Annotated in this window: 15 protein-coding genes; 3 read left to right on the top strand and 12 right to left on the bottom strand. The window is 74.6% G+C overall.

Going from position 1 to position 18,910, the window contains the following annotated elements; genetic code table 11:
• Window positions 1–13 precede the first annotated feature (13 nt).
• The 5 genes from KGD83_RS02170 to KGD83_RS02150 form a co-directional block, all read right to left on the bottom strand.
• A complete protein-coding gene (locus tag KGD83_RS02170; protein ID WP_212642284.1) occupies window positions 14–1,111 on the bottom strand; it encodes a branched-chain amino acid ABC transporter permease in 1,098 nt (365 codons plus the stop codon).
• A 2-nt stretch (window positions 1,112–1,113) separates the two neighbouring features.
• The gene (locus KGD83_RS02165; protein WP_017562488.1) at window positions 1,114–1,965 is read right to left on the bottom strand and encodes a branched-chain amino acid ABC transporter permease; all 852 of its coding nucleotides are present in this window, start codon (window positions 1,963–1,965) and stop codon (window positions 1,114–1,116) included.
• 12 nt (window positions 1,966–1,977) lie between these two features.
• The gene (locus KGD83_RS02160; protein ID WP_212642283.1) at window positions 1,978–2,697 is read right to left on the bottom strand and encodes an ABC transporter ATP-binding protein; all 720 of its coding nucleotides are present in this window, start codon (window positions 2,695–2,697) and stop codon (window positions 1,978–1,980) included.
• Window positions 2,694–3,617, bottom strand: a complete 924-nt coding sequence (locus KGD83_RS02155) for an ABC transporter ATP-binding protein (RefSeq protein WP_212642282.1) — start codon at window positions 3,615–3,617, stop codon at window positions 2,694–2,696. Before KGD83_RS02155 ends, KGD83_RS02160 begins: the two co-directional genes overlap by 4 nt.
• A gap of 86 nt (window positions 3,618–3,703) precedes the next feature.
• Complete coding sequence (locus KGD83_RS02150; protein WP_212642281.1) at window positions 3,704–6,586, bottom strand: helix-turn-helix transcriptional regulator; 2,883 nt, start codon at window positions 6,584–6,586, stop codon at window positions 3,704–3,706.
• A gap of 386 nt (window positions 6,587–6,972) precedes the next feature.
• Between KGD83_RS02150 and KGD83_RS02145 the strand changes: the two genes are divergently transcribed.
• The gene (locus tag KGD83_RS02145) at window positions 6,973–8,145 is read left to right on the top strand and encodes a carboxylate-amine ligase (protein ID WP_212642280.1); all 1,173 of its coding nucleotides are present in this window, start codon (window positions 6,973–6,975) and stop codon (window positions 8,143–8,145) included.
• Window positions 8,146–8,334: 189 nt separating this feature from the next.
• Here the strand turns inward: KGD83_RS02145 and KGD83_RS02140 are convergent, their stop codons facing one another.
• Window positions 8,335–9,390, bottom strand: coding sequence for a carbohydrate kinase family protein (locus KGD83_RS02140; RefSeq protein ID WP_212642279.1), 1,056 nt, complete (start codon window positions 9,388–9,390; stop codon window positions 8,335–8,337).
• On the bottom strand, window positions 9,387–10,670 hold the full coding sequence (locus KGD83_RS02135; RefSeq protein WP_212642278.1) for an AGE family epimerase/isomerase: 1,284 nt from the start codon (window positions 10,668–10,670) through the stop codon (window positions 9,387–9,389). The genes KGD83_RS02140 and KGD83_RS02135 overlap by 4 nt, the downstream gene beginning before the upstream one ends.
• A 277-nt stretch (window positions 10,671–10,947) precedes the next feature.
• On the opposite strand from KGD83_RS02135, the gene KGD83_RS02130 reads away from it, so the two are divergent.
• Entirely contained in the window at window positions 10,948–11,787 is an 840-nt protein-coding gene (locus KGD83_RS02130) for an SDR family oxidoreductase (RefSeq protein WP_212642277.1), read from the top strand.
• Between the two features lie 9 nt (window positions 11,788–11,796).
• On the opposite strand, the gene KGD83_RS02125 is transcribed toward KGD83_RS02130, so the two are convergent.
• From KGD83_RS02125 to putP, 5 genes are all read right to left on the bottom strand, one after another.
• A complete protein-coding gene (locus tag KGD83_RS02125) occupies window positions 11,797–12,657 on the bottom strand; it encodes an alpha/beta fold hydrolase (RefSeq protein WP_212642276.1) in 861 nt (286 codons plus the stop codon).
• Window positions 12,658–12,758: 101 nt separating this feature from the next.
• The gene (locus KGD83_RS02120) at window positions 12,759–14,087 is read right to left on the bottom strand and encodes an acyltransferase family protein (RefSeq protein WP_212642275.1); all 1,329 of its coding nucleotides are present in this window, start codon (window positions 14,085–14,087) and stop codon (window positions 12,759–12,761) included.
• A 582-nt stretch (window positions 14,088–14,669) separates the two neighbouring features.
• On the bottom strand, window positions 14,670–15,500 hold the full coding sequence (gene nadE, locus KGD83_RS02115; RefSeq protein ID WP_212642274.1) for an ammonia-dependent NAD(+) synthetase: 831 nt from the start codon (window positions 15,498–15,500) through the stop codon (window positions 14,670–14,672).
• 193 nt (window positions 15,501–15,693) lie between these two features.
• On the bottom strand, window positions 15,694–16,278 hold the full coding sequence (locus KGD83_RS02110) for a putative glycolipid-binding domain-containing protein (protein WP_212642273.1): 585 nt from the start codon (window positions 16,276–16,278) through the stop codon (window positions 15,694–15,696).
• A 109-nt stretch (window positions 16,279–16,387) separates the two neighbouring features.
• Complete coding sequence (gene putP / locus KGD83_RS02105; protein ID WP_212644233.1) at window positions 16,388–17,950, bottom strand: sodium/proline symporter PutP; 1,563 nt, start codon at window positions 17,948–17,950, stop codon at window positions 16,388–16,390.
• A 441-nt stretch (window positions 17,951–18,391) separates the two neighbouring features.
• Between putP and KGD83_RS28420 the strand changes: the two genes are divergently transcribed.
• Window positions 18,392–18,847: a CU044_2847 family protein gene (locus KGD83_RS28420; RefSeq protein ID WP_249352083.1), complete on the top strand. Its 456-nt coding sequence runs from the start codon at window positions 18,392–18,394 to the stop codon at window positions 18,845–18,847.
• The last annotated feature ends 63 nt before the right edge of the window (window positions 18,848–18,910 follow it).

The following is an 18,910-nucleotide window of genomic DNA, read 5'->3' as shown; positions in this document are numbered from 1 at the left end:
GCCCCGGCACCGGCTAGCGGGGTCCGGACCCGGCGGGTCCGAGGCGTGTGGTCAGGCGCTGGAGCGCGCCGTGGATTCCCAGGGGCCAGAAGCGCAGGACGAGGATGAGGACCACGCCGAAGAACACGATCGGGAGGTTGTTCTCCGCGTCGCGGCTCAGGCCCAGGGTTCCGGCCAGGTCGGAGACCCAGACCTCCAGGTAGACGACGGCGACCGCGGCCCACAGCGCGCCCCACAGGCTGCCGATGCCGCCCAGGACGAGGGCCGCGAGCAGGGTCAGCGACAGCGCGAGGGTGAAGGTGCTGGGGGTCGCGGTGCCGAGCACGTAGGCCTGGAGGCCGCCCGCGAGGCCGCCCGCCGCCGAGGCGATGACGAACGCGACCACCTTCGTCGTGCCGACCGGGATCCCGGCCATGGCGGCCGCGGTCTCGTCGTCGCGGATGGCGCGCATGCGGCGGCCCAGGCGGCCGGTGGAGACGGTGGCCAGCACGGCCAGGCCGAGCGCCACGGTGGTCCACACGACCAGGGCCTTCCACTCGCTGTCCGTGACCAGGCCCTGGAGGAGTGGCGGCGCGCCCGCCGTGCGGATGTTGAGGCCGTTGCTGCCGCCGAGGACCTCGTGGTAGCGGTGGGTCAGCCCGGGCAGGCCGACGGCGAGGATGAGGGTGGCCCCCGCCAGGTAGGGGCCGTGCAGGCGTGCCGTGGCGGCGCCGACCGCGACCCCTGCGACGGCGGAGACCCCCGCGATGAGCAGCAGGTTCGCCGCCAGGGGGAGCATCGGCTGGTACAGGACCAGCATCGCCATCGTGTAGGCGCCGATCATCATGAACGCGCCGTGGCCTAGGGAGACCTGGCCGCTGCCGCCGACGAGCAGTTGCAGCCCGGCGACGGCCAGGATGGTGTAGCCGACGGCGGCCACGCGCAGCGCGGTGAGGTCTCCGGTGGTAAGCAGCAGCACGGTGACGGCGGCGAGGCCGAGGGCTGCCAGGAGCAGGTGGCGCAGCGGCGCGGGCAGGGCGCGCCACCTGCCGCCGGAGGAAGCGGCGGCGGACGGGTTCGGGGGGTGGGGGGCGGTGGCGCGCTGCGCGCGCTGCCGGGTGGGTGAGGGCATCGCTACACCTTTCGCGCGGCCGGGCGGGACAGGATGCCGTCGGGGCGAACGCTCAGCACCGCGACGACGATGACGAGGGCGGCGAGGGTGGCCAGTTCGGGCCCGGCGTAGCCGGACACGTAGGACATCCCGAGGCCGATGAGCATCCCCCCGAGGACGGCGCCGAACGGGTTGTCCAGGCCGCCGATGACGGCGGCGGTGATGCCGTAGACGAACACGACGTCGAACACGTTCGGGGAGATGAACGGCGGTCCGGCGAGCATGCCCGCCAGGGCGCCGATGAAGGAGGCGATCGCCCACCCCGCGGTGAGCATCAGGCCCACCCGCACGCCGCTGAGCCGGGCGGCCTCGGGGTGGAAGGCGGCGGCGCGCATGCGCAGGCCCAGCGGGGTGAACCGGTACAGGGCGAACAGCAGCAGCGCGACGGCCCCGACCGACACCAGGGCGAACACGTTGGCGGGCGAGAAGCGGCCCACGTAGCTGAACGCGTAGCCGAACCCGTGCTGCTCGTTGCCCCAGACCATTCCGACCAGCCCCTGGACGACCAGGAGGAGGCCGAGGGTGACGATGATGGCGTTGAGCTGGGAGACGCGGGCGATGGGCCGGATGACGAACCGCTCGACCAGCGCGCCCGCGGCCAGACCCGCGGTGAGCGCGGCGGCGAAGCCGAGCCAGTACGAACCGGTGAGCTGGGTGACGGTGTAGGCCGTGTAGACCGCGACCAGGGCGAGCGCGGGCTGGGCGAAGTTCACCAGGCGGGTGGCCTGGTAGATGATCACCAGGGACAGCGCCAGCGCCGCGTAGGCCGCCCCGGAAGCCAGCCCGTTGAGGGTCAGGTTGATGAAGTGGGTCATGCGGGGACTCCTCTAAAAGCCCAGGTAGGCGTGGCGCGTGCGGTCGTCGGAGAGCAGGTCGGCGGAGGCGCCCCCGACCGCGACGCGTCCCTGGTTGAGGACGAACCCGGTCTCGGTGACCGACAGCGCCCCGGCCGCGTTCTGCTCGACCAGGACGACGGTGAGCCCGGTGCGGTCGCGCAGGTCGCGCAGGAGGGTGAAGATCTGCCTGGTGACCAGGGGCGCCAGGCCCAGCGAGGGCTCGTCCAGCAGCAGCACCCGGGGCCTGGCCATGAGGGCGCGGCCGATGGCGAGCATCTGGCGCTCGCCCCCGGAGAGGGTGCTGGCGGGTCTGCCGCGCCTTTCGGCCAGGGGCGGGAAGAGCTCCAGGACCTCGCCCATGGCGGAGTCGCGGCGGCGGTCGGAACGCCACAGTCCGCCCAGGCGCAGGTTCTCCTCGACGGTGAGCTCGACGATGACGCCGCCGCCCTCGGGGACGTGGGCGAGGCCGCGGGTGATGACCTTCTCGGCGGGCAGGCGGGTGATGTCCTCGCCGTCGAGCAGGACGCGCCCGGAGGCGGCCGGGTGGAGGCCGGTGAGGGTGCGCAGAAGGGTGGTCTTGCCCGCGCCGTTGGCGCCGAGGACGGCGCACACGCCCTTGGCGGGAACGGTGAGGGACACGCGGTCCAGGGCGCGGACGGCTCCGTAGGAGGCGCTGAGCTCCTCGACGGACAGCAGGGGCGGGGCGGTCATCGGGCGGCTCCGTTCGCGTCGCCGGGACCGGCGTCGGGGGTGTCGGTGGAGGCGGCGGCCGTGTCCCTGGCCGGGGTTCCCGTGTCCCGGCCGGACGCGTCCGCCGGGGTTGCCGCGTTCGGGGCGGGGGCGGCCGCGGGTGCGTCCGCCGGGGTGCCGAGGTAGGCCTGGGTGACGAGGGGGTCGGCCTGGACCTCGGCGGGGGTGCCGGTGGAGATGACCCGGCCGAAGTTCAGCACGACGATGTGGTCGCAGACCCGCATGACCAGGTCCATGTGGTGCTCGACGAGGACCACGGCCATGTCCCGGCTGAAGCCGCGGATCCGCTCGGCGAGCGCGTCGATCTGCGCCCCCGACAGTCCGCTGGCGGGTTCGTCGAGCAGGAGGAGTTCGGGTTCGCCCACGCAGGCGCGCGCGAGGGCGACCTGCTTCTGTACGCCGTAGGGCAGGGTGGCGGGCAGCCGGTGGGCGTGTTCGGCGACCCCGAAGCGCTCCAGCGCGGCCAGGGCGCGCCCGCGCAGGTCCCGTTCGTCGCGGTGGTGCCGTCCCAGGCCGGTGAGCAGTGAGAACGGGCCTCCGGAGGCGAGGCGGTCGGCCCCGGCGACGACGTTGTCCAGGACCGTCATCATCGGGAAGAGGTTGAGGCCCTGGAAGGTCCGGGCGATGCCCGCGCGGGCGAGGTGGTGGGGGCGGCGGCCGGGCGGCGGGGCGCCCTTCCAGGTGATGGTTCCGGCGGTGGGGCGCAGGACGCCGGAAAGGACGTTGAACAGGGTGGTCTTGCCCGCTCCGTTGGGGCCGATGAGGCCGACCACGGAACCGGGCGCGACCCGGAGACCGACGTCGTCGAGCGCGGTGAGGCCCCCGAAGCGCACGGTCACCCCGTCAGCGCTCAGGAGGTGCTCCGTTGCGGTCGTCGTCATTGGCTGCCTTTCTCTTCGACCGGAGGCGTACCGACCAGTTGGTATGAAGGGGGTGTCCGGCGGCGCCTCGGCCGTCGGCCCGGGGGTCAGTTGAACAGGCGGGCCAGGTCCACGCGGGACCTGATGTTGAGCTTGCGGAAGATGCCGCGCAGGTGGTGCTCGACCGTGCGCGGGCTGATGAACATGTGGGCGGCCACCTCGCGGTTGGTGGCCCCTTCGGCGACCAGCCGGGCGATCTGCTGCTGTTGCGCGGTCAGTTCGCTGGTGGAGACGGGGTCGGGTCCGCGTTCGGCGGTCCCGATCGCGCGCAGCTCGGCGCGGGTCTGGCGCACCCACAGCCGCGCCCCGAAGCGCTCGAAGGTCTCCAGCGCGTTGTACAGGTGCTCACGGGCCCGGCCGGGCAGGCGGGCCCGGCGCAGGTGGGCGCCGAACAGCAGCTGGGTGCGCGCGTGCTCGACGTCGTCGTCCCCGCAGGCCCGGTGCAGGGCCAGCGCGTTCTCGAAGTGGTCGCAGGCCTCGTCGCCCGTGGCCAGCAGACCCGCGCCCCGGGCGGCCAGGGCCAGCGTGCTCGGGCTGCCCACCGACTCGGCCCAGCGCCGGTACCCGGCCAGGGAGGTGCGCGCCCACTCGGTCTCGCCCATGCGGGTCGCCGCCTCCACGAAGTGCGGGGCGGTGAGCAGCCGCATGGTGGGGTGGCCGTGCCCGGGGGCGGCGTGGACCAGGGCGCGCAGCCGGAAGAACGCCTCCGCGGCGTTGCCCCGGGACAGCTCCAGGACGGCCAGCGCCCACGCCGACAGGGCCGCGGCCAGGCCGAGGCTGTTCTCCCCCGCCTGGGCGGCGACCGCGCGGGCCCGGATGCGGCAGGTGTCCACGTCGCCCTGGATGGCGGCGATCATCGCCAGGGACGCCAGGTGCTGGGTGGCCCACACGGTCTGGCCGGTCTCGCGGGAGACCCGCAGGCCGGTCAGGGCGGTCCCGGCGGCCGAGGGGAAGCGTCCGCTCCAGAACTCGGAGAAGACCAGGAAGCCCAGCGCGGCGGGCAGGGTGGCCCGTTCGCCCCGCAGACGGCCGACCTCGACGGCGCGCGAGGTGACCGACCGCACGAACGGCGCGTCGCCCAGGCGCAGACCGCTGATGCCCGCCCAGACCAGTTCGGAGGGCTTGGCGATCGCGGCCAGCCCGGTGGCCTCGCGCAGCAGCGGGGTGGAGCCGGGGTAGTCGCCGCGGAAGGAGACCGCGCAGCCCTCCAGGAAGGACGCGACCATGCGCATCGGCGCCGGGTCGTCCGGGCGGACCAGCGGCAGGGCCAGTTCGGCGGCCCGGCCGTGGCGGACGGCGTCCCCGGCCAGGGAGGCGGCGTCGGCCGAGCGCACGAGGGCGCGCAGGGCCAGGGAGCGGTCGTGGGGGATGAGTTCGCGGCCGACGGTGAGCAGGCGTTCGGCGACGTCCATGGCGTTCTCGCCGCGCATGGCGATCTGGGCGTCGATGAGGTCGGCGGTCGCCCGCCGCCGGTCCGAAACCGCCAGGGGCCGCGCCCGCGCGAGCAGCCGGGCGGCGCGCGCCGAGCTCCCGGCCATGTAGGCCTCGTAGGAGGCCGTGTTCAGTCGGCAGGCGCGTTCGTCGGGGTCGGGGCACAGGTCGGCGGCGCGCTCGTAGGCGTGGGAGGCGGCGAGGCGGCCCTCGATCCTCTTGACGCGCCGGGCGGCGGCGGTCGCGGCTTCGGCGAGCCCGGCGTCGGGCGCGTCGGCCCCCGCGGCGGTGTGGCGGACGAACTCCGCGGGCGAGATCCCGGGGTCGCAGGCGCGGGCCAGGGCGCGGTGCGCGGCGCGCAGCCGCCCGGCGGGGGCGTCCTGGGCGATGGCCCCGCGCGTCAGGGGGTCGGCGAAGACGACGGTGTCGCCCTCCACCCGCACGAGGCCCCGTTCCTCGGCGGGTTCGAGGTCGGTGACGGTCGGTCCGGGGCCGGTGGCGTTCGGTCCGGGTTCCCGGCAGGCCTCCAGCAGCCGGTGGACGCGGGGCTCGTCGCCCAGGGCGGCGAGCAGCAGCAGGTGGCGGACCCGTTCGGGGAGGCCCTGGTAGGGGGAGAGGAGGCCGGCGCGCAGGCGGCCGGGCAGACGAGGCGGGTCGGGGAGGGGCTGCTCACCCAGGAGCTGGCCCCGGGACAGCCCCAGCAGGAGGCCGAGGACGGCGGCGGGGTTGCCGTGGGCGGCGCGGACCAGGGCGGAGCGCACGGCGGAGGCCGGGGTGACCGGGGCCCTGTCGGTGAGGATGTCGTGGAGCGCCCGCTCCTCCAGGGGCGCGAGCGGGAGTTCGGTGACACCGGGGACGAGGGCGTCGAGAGGGGGTTCGGCGCCGGTCTCGGAAGCCCGGGTCCCGGCGGGCTTGCCTTGGCCCTGGCGCGCGGTGAGGACGGCGGCGACGGGGGTTCCGGCGAGGCGCCGGGCGACGAAGGCCAGGGCGTCCAGGGAGGGCGCGTCGAGCCGGTCGGCGTCGTCCACGCACAGCAGGAGGGGGCGGTCGGCCGCGGCGAGGGAGAGCAGTTCGACCAGGCCGGTGTAGAGGGCGAGCCGGTCGGCGTCGGCGACCCCTCCCCCGGTCAGGGCGTCGCGGAGGAGGTCGCGCAGGGGCTCGGGAAGGCGCTCGGTCTCCCGTGAGAGGGGGCGGAGGAGGCGTTGGAGTCCGGCGAGGGGCAGGTCCGCCTCGTCGGCGACGCCGTCCGCGCGGAGCACGGTGAAACCACCTGCGGTCCCGCTCAGGTGCTCCAGGAGCGCCGTCTTGCCTCGCCCGGGGCCGCCGGAGAGGAGCAGGGCGGCGCCCCGGCCGGACCGCGCGTCGTCCAGGGCGTCGGAGAGGGCCCGCTGCTCCGTGTCGCGACCTCGGAGGCGGGCGACGGGGGGTTGTGTGTTCCTGCCAGCCACGTGCACACATTCGCACAGCGGGCCCCCGTCGCGGCAGGTGCGGGCGACCACACTGGTGGTTTCACCGATGCTCGCCCGGAGTCGCACGCGACGTGCGGGACGGGCCTGGGCAGGGGTGCTCACGGTGTCCCCGGGACGGGTGCGCGGGCGGGGCATCGCGGTGCCCACCTGGGTTTCCGCGACCGGGGAAAGTGACGGTGCTCACTCTGCGGAGGGAGCCCGGAACCGCCCCCTCGCCCGCACCGGCCGGGAGCAGGGTTATCAAGCCGTAACGTGCGCGCAACGACACACCCGCGATACCGACAAACGGGACAAAAGATCACACGGATAGCTTTTTATCTTCTTCAGGACACTGTCGCGACCGCCCCCGACGGGGATATCCAGTCCGGGACGCCCCCGTGAGGGAGCGCCCCTACGGCAGGGAGGGACCGACGCCCATGGAGAACCGCTCCACGGCAGCACACGACACTCGGCGGCCGGCGGCCGCCGGAGCCCGCGACGGGAACCGCACCGTGCCCCCGACCTTCGGCGTCGAGGAGGAGTTCTTCGTCGTCGACCCCGGCACCCGCCTCATCCTGTCCCGGGCACCCGAGGTGCTCGCCAACACCCGCGTCCTGCGCGACCACCTGTGCGGCGAGTTCTCCCGCGCGCAGGTGGAGGCCAACAGCCCCGTGTGCGACGACGCGGGCGAGGCCCTGCGCTTCCTGCGCGCGGCGCGCGGGGAGCTGGACCGCGCCGCGGGCGCGGCCGGGCTCGCCGTCGTCGCCTCCGGCACCGCCGTCCTGGGCGATCCGGCCTCGGTGGGGACCAGCGAGGGGCGCCGCTACACCGACATCGCCGCGCACTTCGGCGCGCTGCGCGAGTCGCACGTGGTGTGCGGCTGCCACGTGCACGTTGGCGTCCCCGACCCGGAGACCGCCGTGGCGGTGGGCAACCACCTGCGCCGGTGGCTGCCGTTCCTGGTGGCGCTGTCGGCGAACTCCCCGTTCCACGCCGGACGCGACACCGGCTACTCCAGCTGGCGCACGGTCGCCTGGAACCGGCTGCCCTCGGCCGGTCCTCCCCCGCTCCTGCGCTCCCTGGCCGAGCACGAGCAGACCGTGCGGGCGCTCTCCGACGCCGGGGCGATCCTGGACCGGCGGATGGTCTACTGGGACGTCCGCCTCTCGGACCACCTGCCCACGCTGGAGATCCGGGTGAGCGACGTGGCCGCCACCGCCGAGGAGGCGCTGCTGCTGGCCCTGCTGGTCCGCGGCCTGACCGGTCGAGCGCTCACCGACGTGTGCTACGGGATCCCCGCGCCGGGCATCCCCGACCAGGCGCTGCGGGCCGCCGTGTGGCGGGCCGCCCGGGACGGGCTGGAGGGCGTGGTGCCCGACCCGCTGACCGGTGAGGCGCTGCCCGGACACGCGGCCGCCGAACGGCTGCTGCACGCCGCGCTGCCCGGGCTGCTGGCCACCGGCGACGCCGACCTGGCCTCCTCCCTGCTCTGCCGGGTGCGCGCGGCCGGAAGCGGGGCGTCCCGCCAGCGCGCCGTGTACGACCGGCGGGGCAGTCTCGCCGACGTGGTGGACCACCTCGTGGTCCAGACGAGGGAGGGCCTCGCCTGAGGCGGGCGGGCCGCTGTCGTCCACAGGGGCTACCGCCCGCCCCGGATCCGCGGTTTCCTGGATACGGGGGGTCCCCAGGGCCCTCCCACGTCGTGCTGCCCGTATCCGGCCACCACCCGCCCCAGGCGTCGGCCCCCGGGGCCACCGCCCGACCCCTGAACTACCGCCCCCCGGCCACCGCTCCCGGGGCTACCTCCGGGCAAGCTCCTGCGGGCCCCCGGGGCTCCCGTCCGCGCCCGCCACCTCGGCCATGGTGGGCGGGTTCGCCCCCTCCCGGGTCACCGTGACCGCGGCGACCGAGACCGCGAACCCCAGCAGGTCCGCCAGGTCCGCCCCGTCCAGTCCGGCGAGGCGGGTCCGCGGGTCCTCCCCCAGCCGGTCGTGACGGTCCAGCCAGTTCAGCAGAGCGCCCATGAAGGAGTCGCCCGCGCCCACGGTGTCGGCCACCTCTGTCCTCGGCGCGGCCACCGCCACCTCCTCGCCCCGGCAGACCGCCAGGGCCCCCTCCGCGCCCATGGTCACCACCACCAGCGCCGGGCCCAGCGCGGCGACGGCGTGGGCCGCCCGGACCGGGGACAGGTCCGGGTACAGGAACGCCAGGTCCTCGTCGCTGGCCTTCACCAGGTGCGCCTGCGCGGCGTGCCGCAGTGCCAGCGCCCGCGCGGTGACGGGGTCGCCGATGACGTCGTGGCGGATGTTGGGGTCCAGGGTGAGCGTCACCCGCCCGCGCCCGTGCTCGCGGCGCAGCATCGCCTCGATGAGGGTGGCGCCGGGCTCGCGGAACAGCGCTATCGACGCGGCGTGCAGCGCGCGGACCCCCGGTTCCAACTCCTCGGGCAGCTCCCCCGCGCGCCAGCGCCAGTCGGCGGCGTCGTCCATGCGGAAGTCGTAGCGGGCCGACCCGTCCCGGCCGAGCGTGGCCAGGGCAAGCGCCGTCGGCTCCCGGGCCGGGAGCAGTCCCGCCGGGTCCAGCCCCTCCCCGAGCAGGCGCTCGCGGATCAGCTCGCCGAAGCCGTCCGCGCCGATCCGCGCGAGCAGCCGGGTGGGCGTGCCCAGCCGGGCCGCCGCCACCGCCGTGTTGGCCGGACCGCCGCCGGGCGCCGCCTTGAGCACGTCGGGGCCGTGGGAGGTGGGCAGCAGGTCCATGACGTTCTCGCCCACCACGACGAGGCGGGGGGAGGACCCGGCCCCCGCGGTCCCTCCGGCCGGGGCGCCCTGCGCGTCCCCTGCGTTGTCGGTGGTCACGCGTTTCCTCCGGGGTTCTCATCGGTGCCGGGCAGGAGGGCGGCCGCGATGGAGGCCGACAACCCGACCTGGGGCAGGAGTGCCGCCTGGTAGGCGTGGTAGACGTCCGGCTTGCCCGGCCACACGCTCGCGGCCGGACGGTTGTCCGGGTCCAGCTCGTGGTGCCAGCTGCCGCGCTCGCGGTCCAGGTGGTACCGGTCGGCGTAGGTCCACCAGCGTTCGTACAGCTCGGTGTAGGAGGCCCCGCCCGTGTGCTCCCCCAGCGCCCAGGCGGCCATGGCGGCCTCGGCCACCACCCAGTGCATGCGCTCGCGCACGACCGGCCGGTCCTGCCAGTCGAGGGTGTAGACGAACCCGTCGGCGCCGTCCACGGCCCAGCCGCGCCGGACGGCGTGGTCGAACAGCGCCTCGGCGTCGGTGCGCAGCCACGCGGGGACGGGGTCGCCCGCACGGCTGAGCCCGACCTCCAGGTGGACCAGCAGGCGCGCCCATTCGAGCAGGTGCCCGGTGGTGCTCCCGAAGGGGCGGAAGGGGTGGTCGGGCTGGTCCCGGTTGTAGTCCGGGACGGGCTTCCAGTCGGGGGTGAAGTGCTCGGGCAGCCGCCAGTCGTGCTCGGCGGCCACGCCGTGGATCAGGCGCTCGGCGACGGAGAGCGCGCGGCGGGCCCACACGGCGTCGCCGGTGGCGTCGGCAGCCGCCAGGAAGGCCTCCACGGCGTGCATGTTGCTGTTGGCGCCCCGGTAGTCCTCGGTGGCGTTCCACCCGCTGTCCCAGCTCTCGCGCAGGGCGCCCGCGGACTCCTCCCAGAAGCGCTCCTCGACGACCCGCAGGGCGTCGTCGAGCAGCTCGCGCGCTCCCGGGCGACCGGCGAGGGTGGCGCTGGAGGCGGCCAGGACCACGAACGCGTGCTCGTAGGCCGACTTGCGCGGAAGCTCATGGGAGCGCTCCCGGGAAGAGTCCCCCGCGGTGTCGTCCGGCACCCGGTCGAACCAGCCGCCGTCCCGGGCGTCGCGCAGGGGGCCCGTCGCCAGGGCCGCCACACCGTGGTCGGCCAGCCGCCCCGCGTCGGCCTCACCCCGCAGGTGGGCCAGGGAGAACACGTGCGTCATCCGCGCGGTGATCCAGGCGGCGGCGGGCCGGTCCGGCTCCACACGCCCGTCCGCGTCGAGCCAGCCGAAGCCGTCGGACACGGCGGATCCCGCGGCGAAGCCGTACAGCCGCCGCTCCTCCTCGCGCAGCCACTCGGGCAGGCCCGGGGCCGGTCGTGTCGATGGTGTCAATCCACTGCCTCCTCAAGGCGTCGGTGAGCGGGTCCACGGTATCCCGCGAACTCGACACAGCGGTAGACCGGGGAGCCCGGTCAACAGAACACACCATCACTCCCGGGACAGCACATTTCGGACACGCGACTCCGGAGAGGAGGCCGAAAACCGGGTGCGCCGCCCCACCCCTTCTGCCAGAGTCGCCCCGGCGCCGCGCACACCGCGGCTCCCGGGATCGCCCGGACCCGCGGCGCGGCCGGCTCCCCGTCCGTCCCCGGCAGAAGGCAGGCCCGCCATGGCCCACTCCGCTTCCTCCCCCGAACGCTCCGACCGGGACGCCCTGTCCCGCGACCCCCTGCCCCTGCGCGGCAGGACGGCCCTGGTCACCGGCGCGAGCAGGCGCGGCGGCATCGGCTACGCCGTGGCCCGCCGCCTCGCCGCGTACGGCGCCTCGGTGATGGTCCACCACCACCAGCCGCACGACGCGGAGCTGCCCTGGGGCAGCGACGACCTCACCGCCGTGCTCGACGGCGTGCGCGCGGTGCTCGGCGACCCCGCCGCCCGCGTGGCCGACGTAGGCGCGGACATGGCCGACCCCGACGCGCCCCGGCGGGTCGTGGAGGCGACCGTGGGCGAGTTCGGGCACCTGGACGTCCTGGTGGCCAACCACGCGCGCAACGGCGGCGACGCGTCGCTGGCCGAGGTGACCCCGGAGATGCTGGACGGGCACTGGGCGGTCGACGCCCGCGCTCCGATCCTGCTCGCCCAGGCCTTCGCGGCACGGCACGACGGGCGCCCCGGAGGCCGGGTGCTGTTCATGACCTCCGGGCAGATCCGCGGGGCGATGCCCGGCGAGGTGGCGTACGCGTCGGCCAAGGCGGTCCTGGCCCAGATCACCCCGACCCTCGCCGCCGAGCTGGGCCCGCGCGGCATCACCGTGAACGCCGTCGACCCCGGCCCGGTGCAGACCGGCTACATCGACGAGGAGCTGATGCACCGCGTGCTGCCAGGCTTCCCGGCCGGGCGGGTGGGCATGCCCGACGACCCGGCCAGGCTGCTGGCCTGGCTGACCACCGACGAGGCCTCGTGGGTGACCGGCCAGGTGATCAGCACCGACGGCGGTTTCAGCTGCTAGAAACCGGGCTCAGTCCTGGGGACCGGGTCTGGTCACGCGCCCGGCCGCGTTGCGCGCGGCCGCCTTGGCGCTGCCCAGGTCCGCGGCGCGGCAGGTCCACCGGACGTGCTCGGCGGCCGTGACCGGGTCGTCGGCCATGGGGATGTGCCCGCTGCCGATCAGCGAGACCATGCGCGCGTTGGGCACCCGGCGGTGGGCGTGCGCGGCGCTGGACGGCAGCAGTGTCCGGTCGCGGTCGCCCCAGGCGATGGTCACCGGGCACTCGATCGGCCGCGCCGTGAAGACGTACTCGGCGATGCGCGGCACGAGCCTGATGTAGGGCGAGCCCTGCTGGAGGCCGCGGACGCTGAACCGGGTCGCCTTGGCCACGGGGGACGAGGGGTCGCCGCGCAGCGCGATCCGCGCGGCCGTCCTGGCCGGGGCGGTGTTGGCCAGGCGCTCCTTTACCCGCATCGGGACGTGCGTGGCCAGGCGGGAGAGCGCGCCGACCCCGCGTATCGCGCACCGGGCGAGCCTGTCGGAGAACCCCGCCGGGGAGAACACCGTCACCGACGCGGCCAGGCCCCGGACCCCGAGTTCGAGGGCGATCGAACCGCCGAGCGAGTTGCCCGCCAGGTGCGGGCGCTCCAGCCCGTGCAGGCGGCAGAACTCCTGGATGTCGTCGGTCAGGGTGAGGACGTCGTAGGGTTCGTCGGGGCCGGGCCCAGGCGAGGCGCCGAACCCCGGCAGGTCCACGCAGACGACGCGGTAGTCGGCGGAGAGCCGCCGCATCACGGCGGTCCAGCTCTGGCGGCGGTCCCCGAGTCCGTGGAGGAGGACCAGGGGGCGGCCGCTCCCCCGTTCTTCGAAGGCGATACGTGTCGGGTCCATGTCCTTCGGTCTACCCGATAAGGGGACCGGTAGCGCCCCGGATCCGCGGGGCGCCGGGAGAGCGGCCGGCCCGGGGCACTTCCGGACCGGGCGCGGGGCGGTCAGCTCCTCCGGGGAGCACGCGTCAGGAACACGCCCGACAGCACCGCGAGCAGTCCGAGCACCGGGCCCGCGCCGAGCCCCAGTCCGGACACCGTCAGCAGCAGCATCCCGCCGCCGACCAGCGCCGCGGCGGCCAGGACGCGGACCATGCCCGGGGAACCGCTCAGCACCTTCGGCGGGTTCTCGAACCGCACCGCCCAGTGCGCCAGCGGCACGATCAGGGGCACCAGGACCACCAGCCCCAGCACGCCCCACAGCACCCACAGGCCCGTCAGCGGCTCGGGGGTGTCGATACCCAGGCCGAACACCAGCACGCCCGCCACCACGCTGAGCGGCAGCATGTGCCACAGGTAGACCGTCATCAGCTGAGGGCAGATCCGGTCCAGCAGACGCGCCGGGCCCGGGCGCTCCGACCAGGCGCTGATCCGCTCGCGCAGCAGCACCGCGACGCCGATCTGCAGCGCGCCCATGGCGGCGAGCACCAGGGTGGGCGGGGACACGTTGGAGGACTCCGTGGCGAACACGCCCGTCATGTTGAGCGAGTAGGGGCCGAACGTCGTCAGGGCCAGCGCGGCGGCCGCGCCGCCCGCCACCATCCCCGCGGCGTAGCGCAGGCGGATCGTCCCCGTCGCGTAGCGGAACCCCAACTGGTGCACGCCCAGCCACACGAAGGCCACGTTGAGGTAGCCGACCCAGTCCGCGCCGGTCGAGAAGCGGGTCAGGTCCACGGCCGCGGCGGCGGCCAGCAGGGCGATCGGGACCCACCAGCCGAAGAGCTCCTGGGCCCGCACCAGCAGCGGGGTGGAAACGACCACCAGCACGTACACGGCGAGGAACCACAGCACCATGCCCGCGGCCTCGGCGCCCACCAGGACCGCCTGGGCCGGTGCGCCGCCCAGGACCAGCAGGTGGGAGGCGACGATCCACAGGGCCGTCAGCGGCACCACCGGCCAGGCGAGTCTGCGCAGTCTGCGCGCGAACCAGTCCGACGCGGACATGCCCCGGCCCGAGGCCGAGCGCCAGCTGATGAGGTTGGCCGCGCCCCCGACGAAGAAGATCAGCGGCATGACCTGGACGACCCACGTCAGCACGAAGCCGCCCTCGGTGGCCAGGACGCTCCCCGCCTCGAAGGACCCGGGCTCGTGGACCAGGACCGGCAGCCACCAGTGCTGCATGACCACCAGAGCCATCACGAACAGCCGGATGACGTCCAGGAACCTGTCCCGGCCCGCCCCGGGCCGCGGTGTCCGCGGAGAGGGCAGGAGGGCTGTGCCGGAGGCGTACGCCGACGACGGGCCCCCGCCTTCGTTCTCGACGGTCACGGTCATCGGTCGCTCCTTGGTCTACCCCGTACGCGTGTGCGTCCCCGGACGCGATGGTGCGCGGGGGCCGTGTGGCCGGGATCAGGGGGGTGGCGACGCGTTCTCGAACGCGCCCGGTGGCGTGGCCGCGTCGGCTCAACTGTCGGCGACGCGTGGTAACGAGAGTAGGTCGGGCCGGGTGGTGGCCGCGATGGATCTGACGCCCCTCTCCGAGGGGCGGTTGCCCGACCGTGGAAGGTGGTGCCTGCACCACCGCGCGTCGGGGCGCGGCGGATCGGGGACCGTTCTCCCCCCGGCGGAGGGCGCTGACGCGCCGAACCTGCTCCGGGAAGTCCGGGAGAGTTCCCGCACACGGTACCCCGCGAGACGGCGTGCACGAAACCCTTGGGGAGGGTCCGTGCGCGGAGACGGAACAGCTGTCCGGGGCGGTCGGGCCGCGCGGCAGCGGTGTGAGGGCCCGGGGCGCGTACGGAAACGGCGGCGGAACGAAGAGGTTACCGGTCCGCCGCCCGGCCCCGCACGCGCGGCGGGCCCCGGCCGCCGGTGTCGGCCGTGGGGAGCGGGGCCCGCCGGTTCGCCGTGGCGGCGTCAGGGAGCGGTTGGCAGCGCGCGCTTGTGGGCGGTGGCGCGGTACCGGTCGACCAGCGCCGTCTCCACGTGCCCGGGGACCGGCAGACCCTCCAGGAAGTCGTCGATCTGGTCGTAGGTCAGGCCGAGGGCCTCCTCGTCCGGCTTCTGCGGGGAGAGCGTCTCCAGGTCGGCGGTGGGCACCTTGCGCACCAGGTCCTCCGGAGCGCCCAGCTCGGCGGCGACCGCGCGCACCCGGCGCTTGGTCAGACCGGTCAGCGGCACGAGGTCGGCCCCGCCGTCGCCGTACTTGGTGAAGAACCCGGTGACCGCCTCGGCCGCGTGGTCGGTGCCGATCACCAGTCCGCGCAGGCCGCCCGCGACCGCGTACTGGGCGATCATCCGCTGCCGCGCCTTGACGTTGCCGAGGACGAAGTCCGCCGAGGCCTCGCTGGCGTAGGCCATCCCGGCGGCGGCCAGGGAGTCGGCCATGGCGTCGCTGGCGGGCCGGACGTCGACGGTGAGGCAGCGCTCGGGGGCCGTGAACGCGACGGAGCGGGCCGCGTCCTCCTCGTCCTTCTGCTCGCCGTAGGGCAGGCGCATGGCGACGTACTCGCACTCGTGGCCGTTCTCGCGGGCCCGGTCCACCGCCAGGCGGCACAGGCGTCCGGCGGTGAGCGAGTCCACACCGCCGCTGATGCCCAGGACCAGCGCGGTGGAGCCGGTGCTGATCAGCCGCTCGGCGAGGAAGGCCACACGGCGTTCGATCTCGACGCGCGCGTCGAAGTGCTCGGGCACTGCGAGGTCGCGGATGATCTCGCGACGGTCCTGGCTCAGATCGGTGTCGGTCACTGCGGTCCCCCGTGGGTGTGGTGCGTGTGCCCGCCGATTATCGCCTGTCCGGCGTTCGGGGACGAGCCCGGGGAGCGGCCCGGATCGGAGGGGCCGGTGGAGGAGGCGGCGGAGGGGGCGCGGCGTCGGGGACCGGGGGATCGCGGGGGCGGGGTGGGGATGCGCGGGGGCGGGGGCGGGGTCCGGGGCGGCCTCAGGTGTCCGTGCGCAGGCGGCGGGCGAAGCGCTCGTAGTCGACGACCACGCCGTCGCCGTCCACCGACAGCCGGTACTCGCCGTGCAGGGGGTCGCGGTAGGTGTAGCGCTCCAGGCCGTCCTCGGCGGGGTGGCGGGTGTAGCGCTGTCTGACCCGGCGCACCCGCAGGGAGGGGATGTCGATCCAGACCACCGCGATGTCGCGGTACTCGCCCGGGCGCAGGCCGAGGCGGCGGATGGGCAGGGTGTTGGTGAGCGGGGTGGCGGCGACGTCCACGTCCAGGCAGCCCACCAGTTCGGGCCGGGGAACGCCGTCGGGTCCGCTCCAGTGGCCTCCGTGGGCGTCGAGCGTGACCGACTCCAGGCCCTGGGAGGAGAGGACCTCGGCGTACACCCGCCGGGTCGTCCACGCCAGGTCGGTGCGGACGCTGAAGCGGGTGAGGAACCGCTCCTCGCCCACGACGACGGTCTCCCCGGCCTCCAGGCGGTGGCCGTCGGGCTCGGGGAGGAGCGCGCCCAGCCCGAGGCCCTCGGGCACGTCGGTCCGGGCCCACACGGCCGGGTGTTCCGTCAGTGACGACATGTCACCGTTCTACCGTTCCGGGGTCGGGTGCGCCAGAGCGGCCTTCCCGTCCGCACCGCGGACGCGGTGCGGACGGGAAGGCCGGGACGGCCGCCGCTCCGGCCGCCGGTCAGACCCGTGCGGCCTCTCCCGGGGCGGAACCGGTCCCGCGGATCTCCGCCTCGACCCGGTCGAAGTCGCTCTCCATCTGCGGGGTGACCCTGGCCAGGCCGTTGAAGACGAAGACGGCGGCGACGCTGAGGACCACGGCAGGGACCATGGCGTACAGGCCGGTGCCGAAGAGGTTCGCGTCGAGGACGTCCCACACGATCGCGGTGGTGCCGCCCGCGATCATGCCCGCGAGCGCGCCGGACCAGCTCATGCGCTTCCAGAACACGGAGAGCACCAGGATCGGGCCGAAGCCCGCGCCGAACCCGGCCCAGGCGTAGCCGACCAGGTCCATCACCGACTGGTCGCCCCACAGGGCGATGGCCGCGGCGCCCAGGGCCACGGCGACCACGGTGACGCGGCTGATCCACAGCAGCCTCTTGGGGTCGGCGTCGCGGTCCACGAAGGCCCGGTAGCCGTCCTCGGTGAGGGCGGAGGCGGCGACCAGCAGCTGGGAGTCGGCGGTGCTCATGACGGCCGCGAGGATGGCGGCGAGCAGCAGACCGGCGACCAGCGGGTGGGTGAGGGCCTCGATCAGGAGCGGGAAGACCTGCTCGGAGTTCTCCAGCGGGGTGTCGAAGTAGGCGATGCCGATGAAGCCGACCAGCACGGCCAGTGCCATGGCGGTGACCGCCCAGGCCACGCTGATGGTGGCGGCCTTGGGGATGTCGCGGACCGAGCGGATGCCCATGTAGCGGGACAGGATGTGCGGCTGGCCGAAGTAGCCGAAGCCCCAGGCCAGGCCGGAGACGATGACCACCCAGCCGAGGGTGTCGGTACCCACCCACTGGCCGAGCTCGGCGTCCAGGGCGGTGCCGCCGACGGCCGACAGCAGCCCGTCGCTCTTGTCGGACACGCCCTCGGTCAGCCCGGCGAAGCCGCCGAGCGCGGTGACCGCCATGGCGGGGACGACCAGCAGGGCGATCCACATCATCGCGGCCTGGACCACGTCGGTGTAGGACACCGCGAGGAAGCCGCCGAGCACGGTGTAGAGCACCACGATGCCCACGCCGATGGCGATCGCGGGGCCCGGGCTCAGGCCGAAGACCTGGTCGAACAGGGCGGCCATGGCGACGAGCCCGGAGGCGACGTAGAAGAAGTAGAAGACGATGATGAGCACCGCCGAGACCCCGCGCAGCAGTCTCGTGGGGTCGTTGAAGCGGTTCTCCAGGAAGGAGGAGAGGGTAAGGGAGTCGGAGTCGCCCCCGGAGCGGGCGTCGGTCACGCGCTCGGTGTACACCCGCAAGCGGGGCGCGAGGAGGATCCAGCTCCCGGCGAAACCGCAGGCCAGGCCGACCGCGATCCAGGCCTCTCCCAGGCCGGAGACGTAGATGGCGCCGGGCAGCCCGAGCAGCAGCCACCCGCTGAAGTCGCTGGCGTTGGCGCTCAGGCCCGCCACCCAGCTGTTGAGCTGTCTGCCGCCGAGCACGAAGTCCGACTGCGAGACGGTGCGCTTGTAGGCCCACAGGCCGATGGCCACCATGGCGGCGAGGTACACGCCGAAGGTCGCGACGGACCAGAGCATGGACTCGTCCAAGACACTGCCCTCCCTTCTCCTGAGCGCGCGGGCACGAGCCTTACGCGCTGTTCGTGGATATTGCGGGGGATCATTGCCCCGTGCCCGGTAAGTCACAACATCCGTGCGTGGAACAACACCGCTTTGAGACCTCGGCGAGTCCTCGGCGAGGAGTCGCTGTCCGCCAGGCCATGCCGGGGGGCCGGTGTTTGTCGGGCCGGACATAGACGGGGCCGTCGCCCGCCCCGGATGAGCCCGTGCCGCGAAGCACGTTCCACCGGAGCGCCGGAATCCGTGCGTACCGGTTCCCACGCTCGTCCTCATAACTCCCTTCCGCCGCAGAAAGCACTCGTGGAACTCCGTTCCCTCCGCTCCAATGCCTCTTGACCCGCCGCTGCCCGGGGGCGAGTCGTTCCGGGAAGAGTTGACATCGGGGGAGGTCTCCCGAACGTGGCCACCCCCACAACCCGCGTGGTCCGCTACCCGACGAGCCCTCATGGCGGATGCGTGTGCTCGACCGGTACGACACCGTGGGCGGTGCCGTGCTCCTGTCCCCCCGGCCTGCCGACCACGTGCGCGCACGTCGTCAACGCCGCGCTCGGCCTCGACGGGGGCGGGGAAGAGCATCCGGGCGCGCTCGCCACCGTGCGCCTCGAGTCCTTCGACGGCCGGGAGCGGGAGGCCGCCGTCGACACCCGGCTGTGGTCGGCGGGGCCCGACAGCCGCGACCCGTCCGTGCTGCGGCTGCGGCTGCGGCTGCGGGAACCGTCCTCCTCCCCGATCGCCCCCTCGGGGACCGAGGTGGAGTTCGGGGTGAACGCGACCGCCGAGGCCGGGGCCGTGGTCGTCGAGGGGAGCGCGGAGGCCGCCTTCAACGTCAGGACGACCCGGTCGGACAAGGGCTGAGCGCACACGGCGGTGGCCCGGGTCGCACGCCACGACCCGGGCCACCGCCGGCGGAAGGGGAGC

This window comes from Nocardiopsis akebiae (assembly GCF_018316795.1).
Taxonomy (GTDB): domain Bacteria; phylum Actinomycetota; class Actinomycetes; order Streptosporangiales; family Streptosporangiaceae; genus Nocardiopsis; species Nocardiopsis dassonvillei.
Note: the sequence above shows the minus strand (reverse complement) of the source record. Positions and strands in the feature narration are given on the sequence as shown.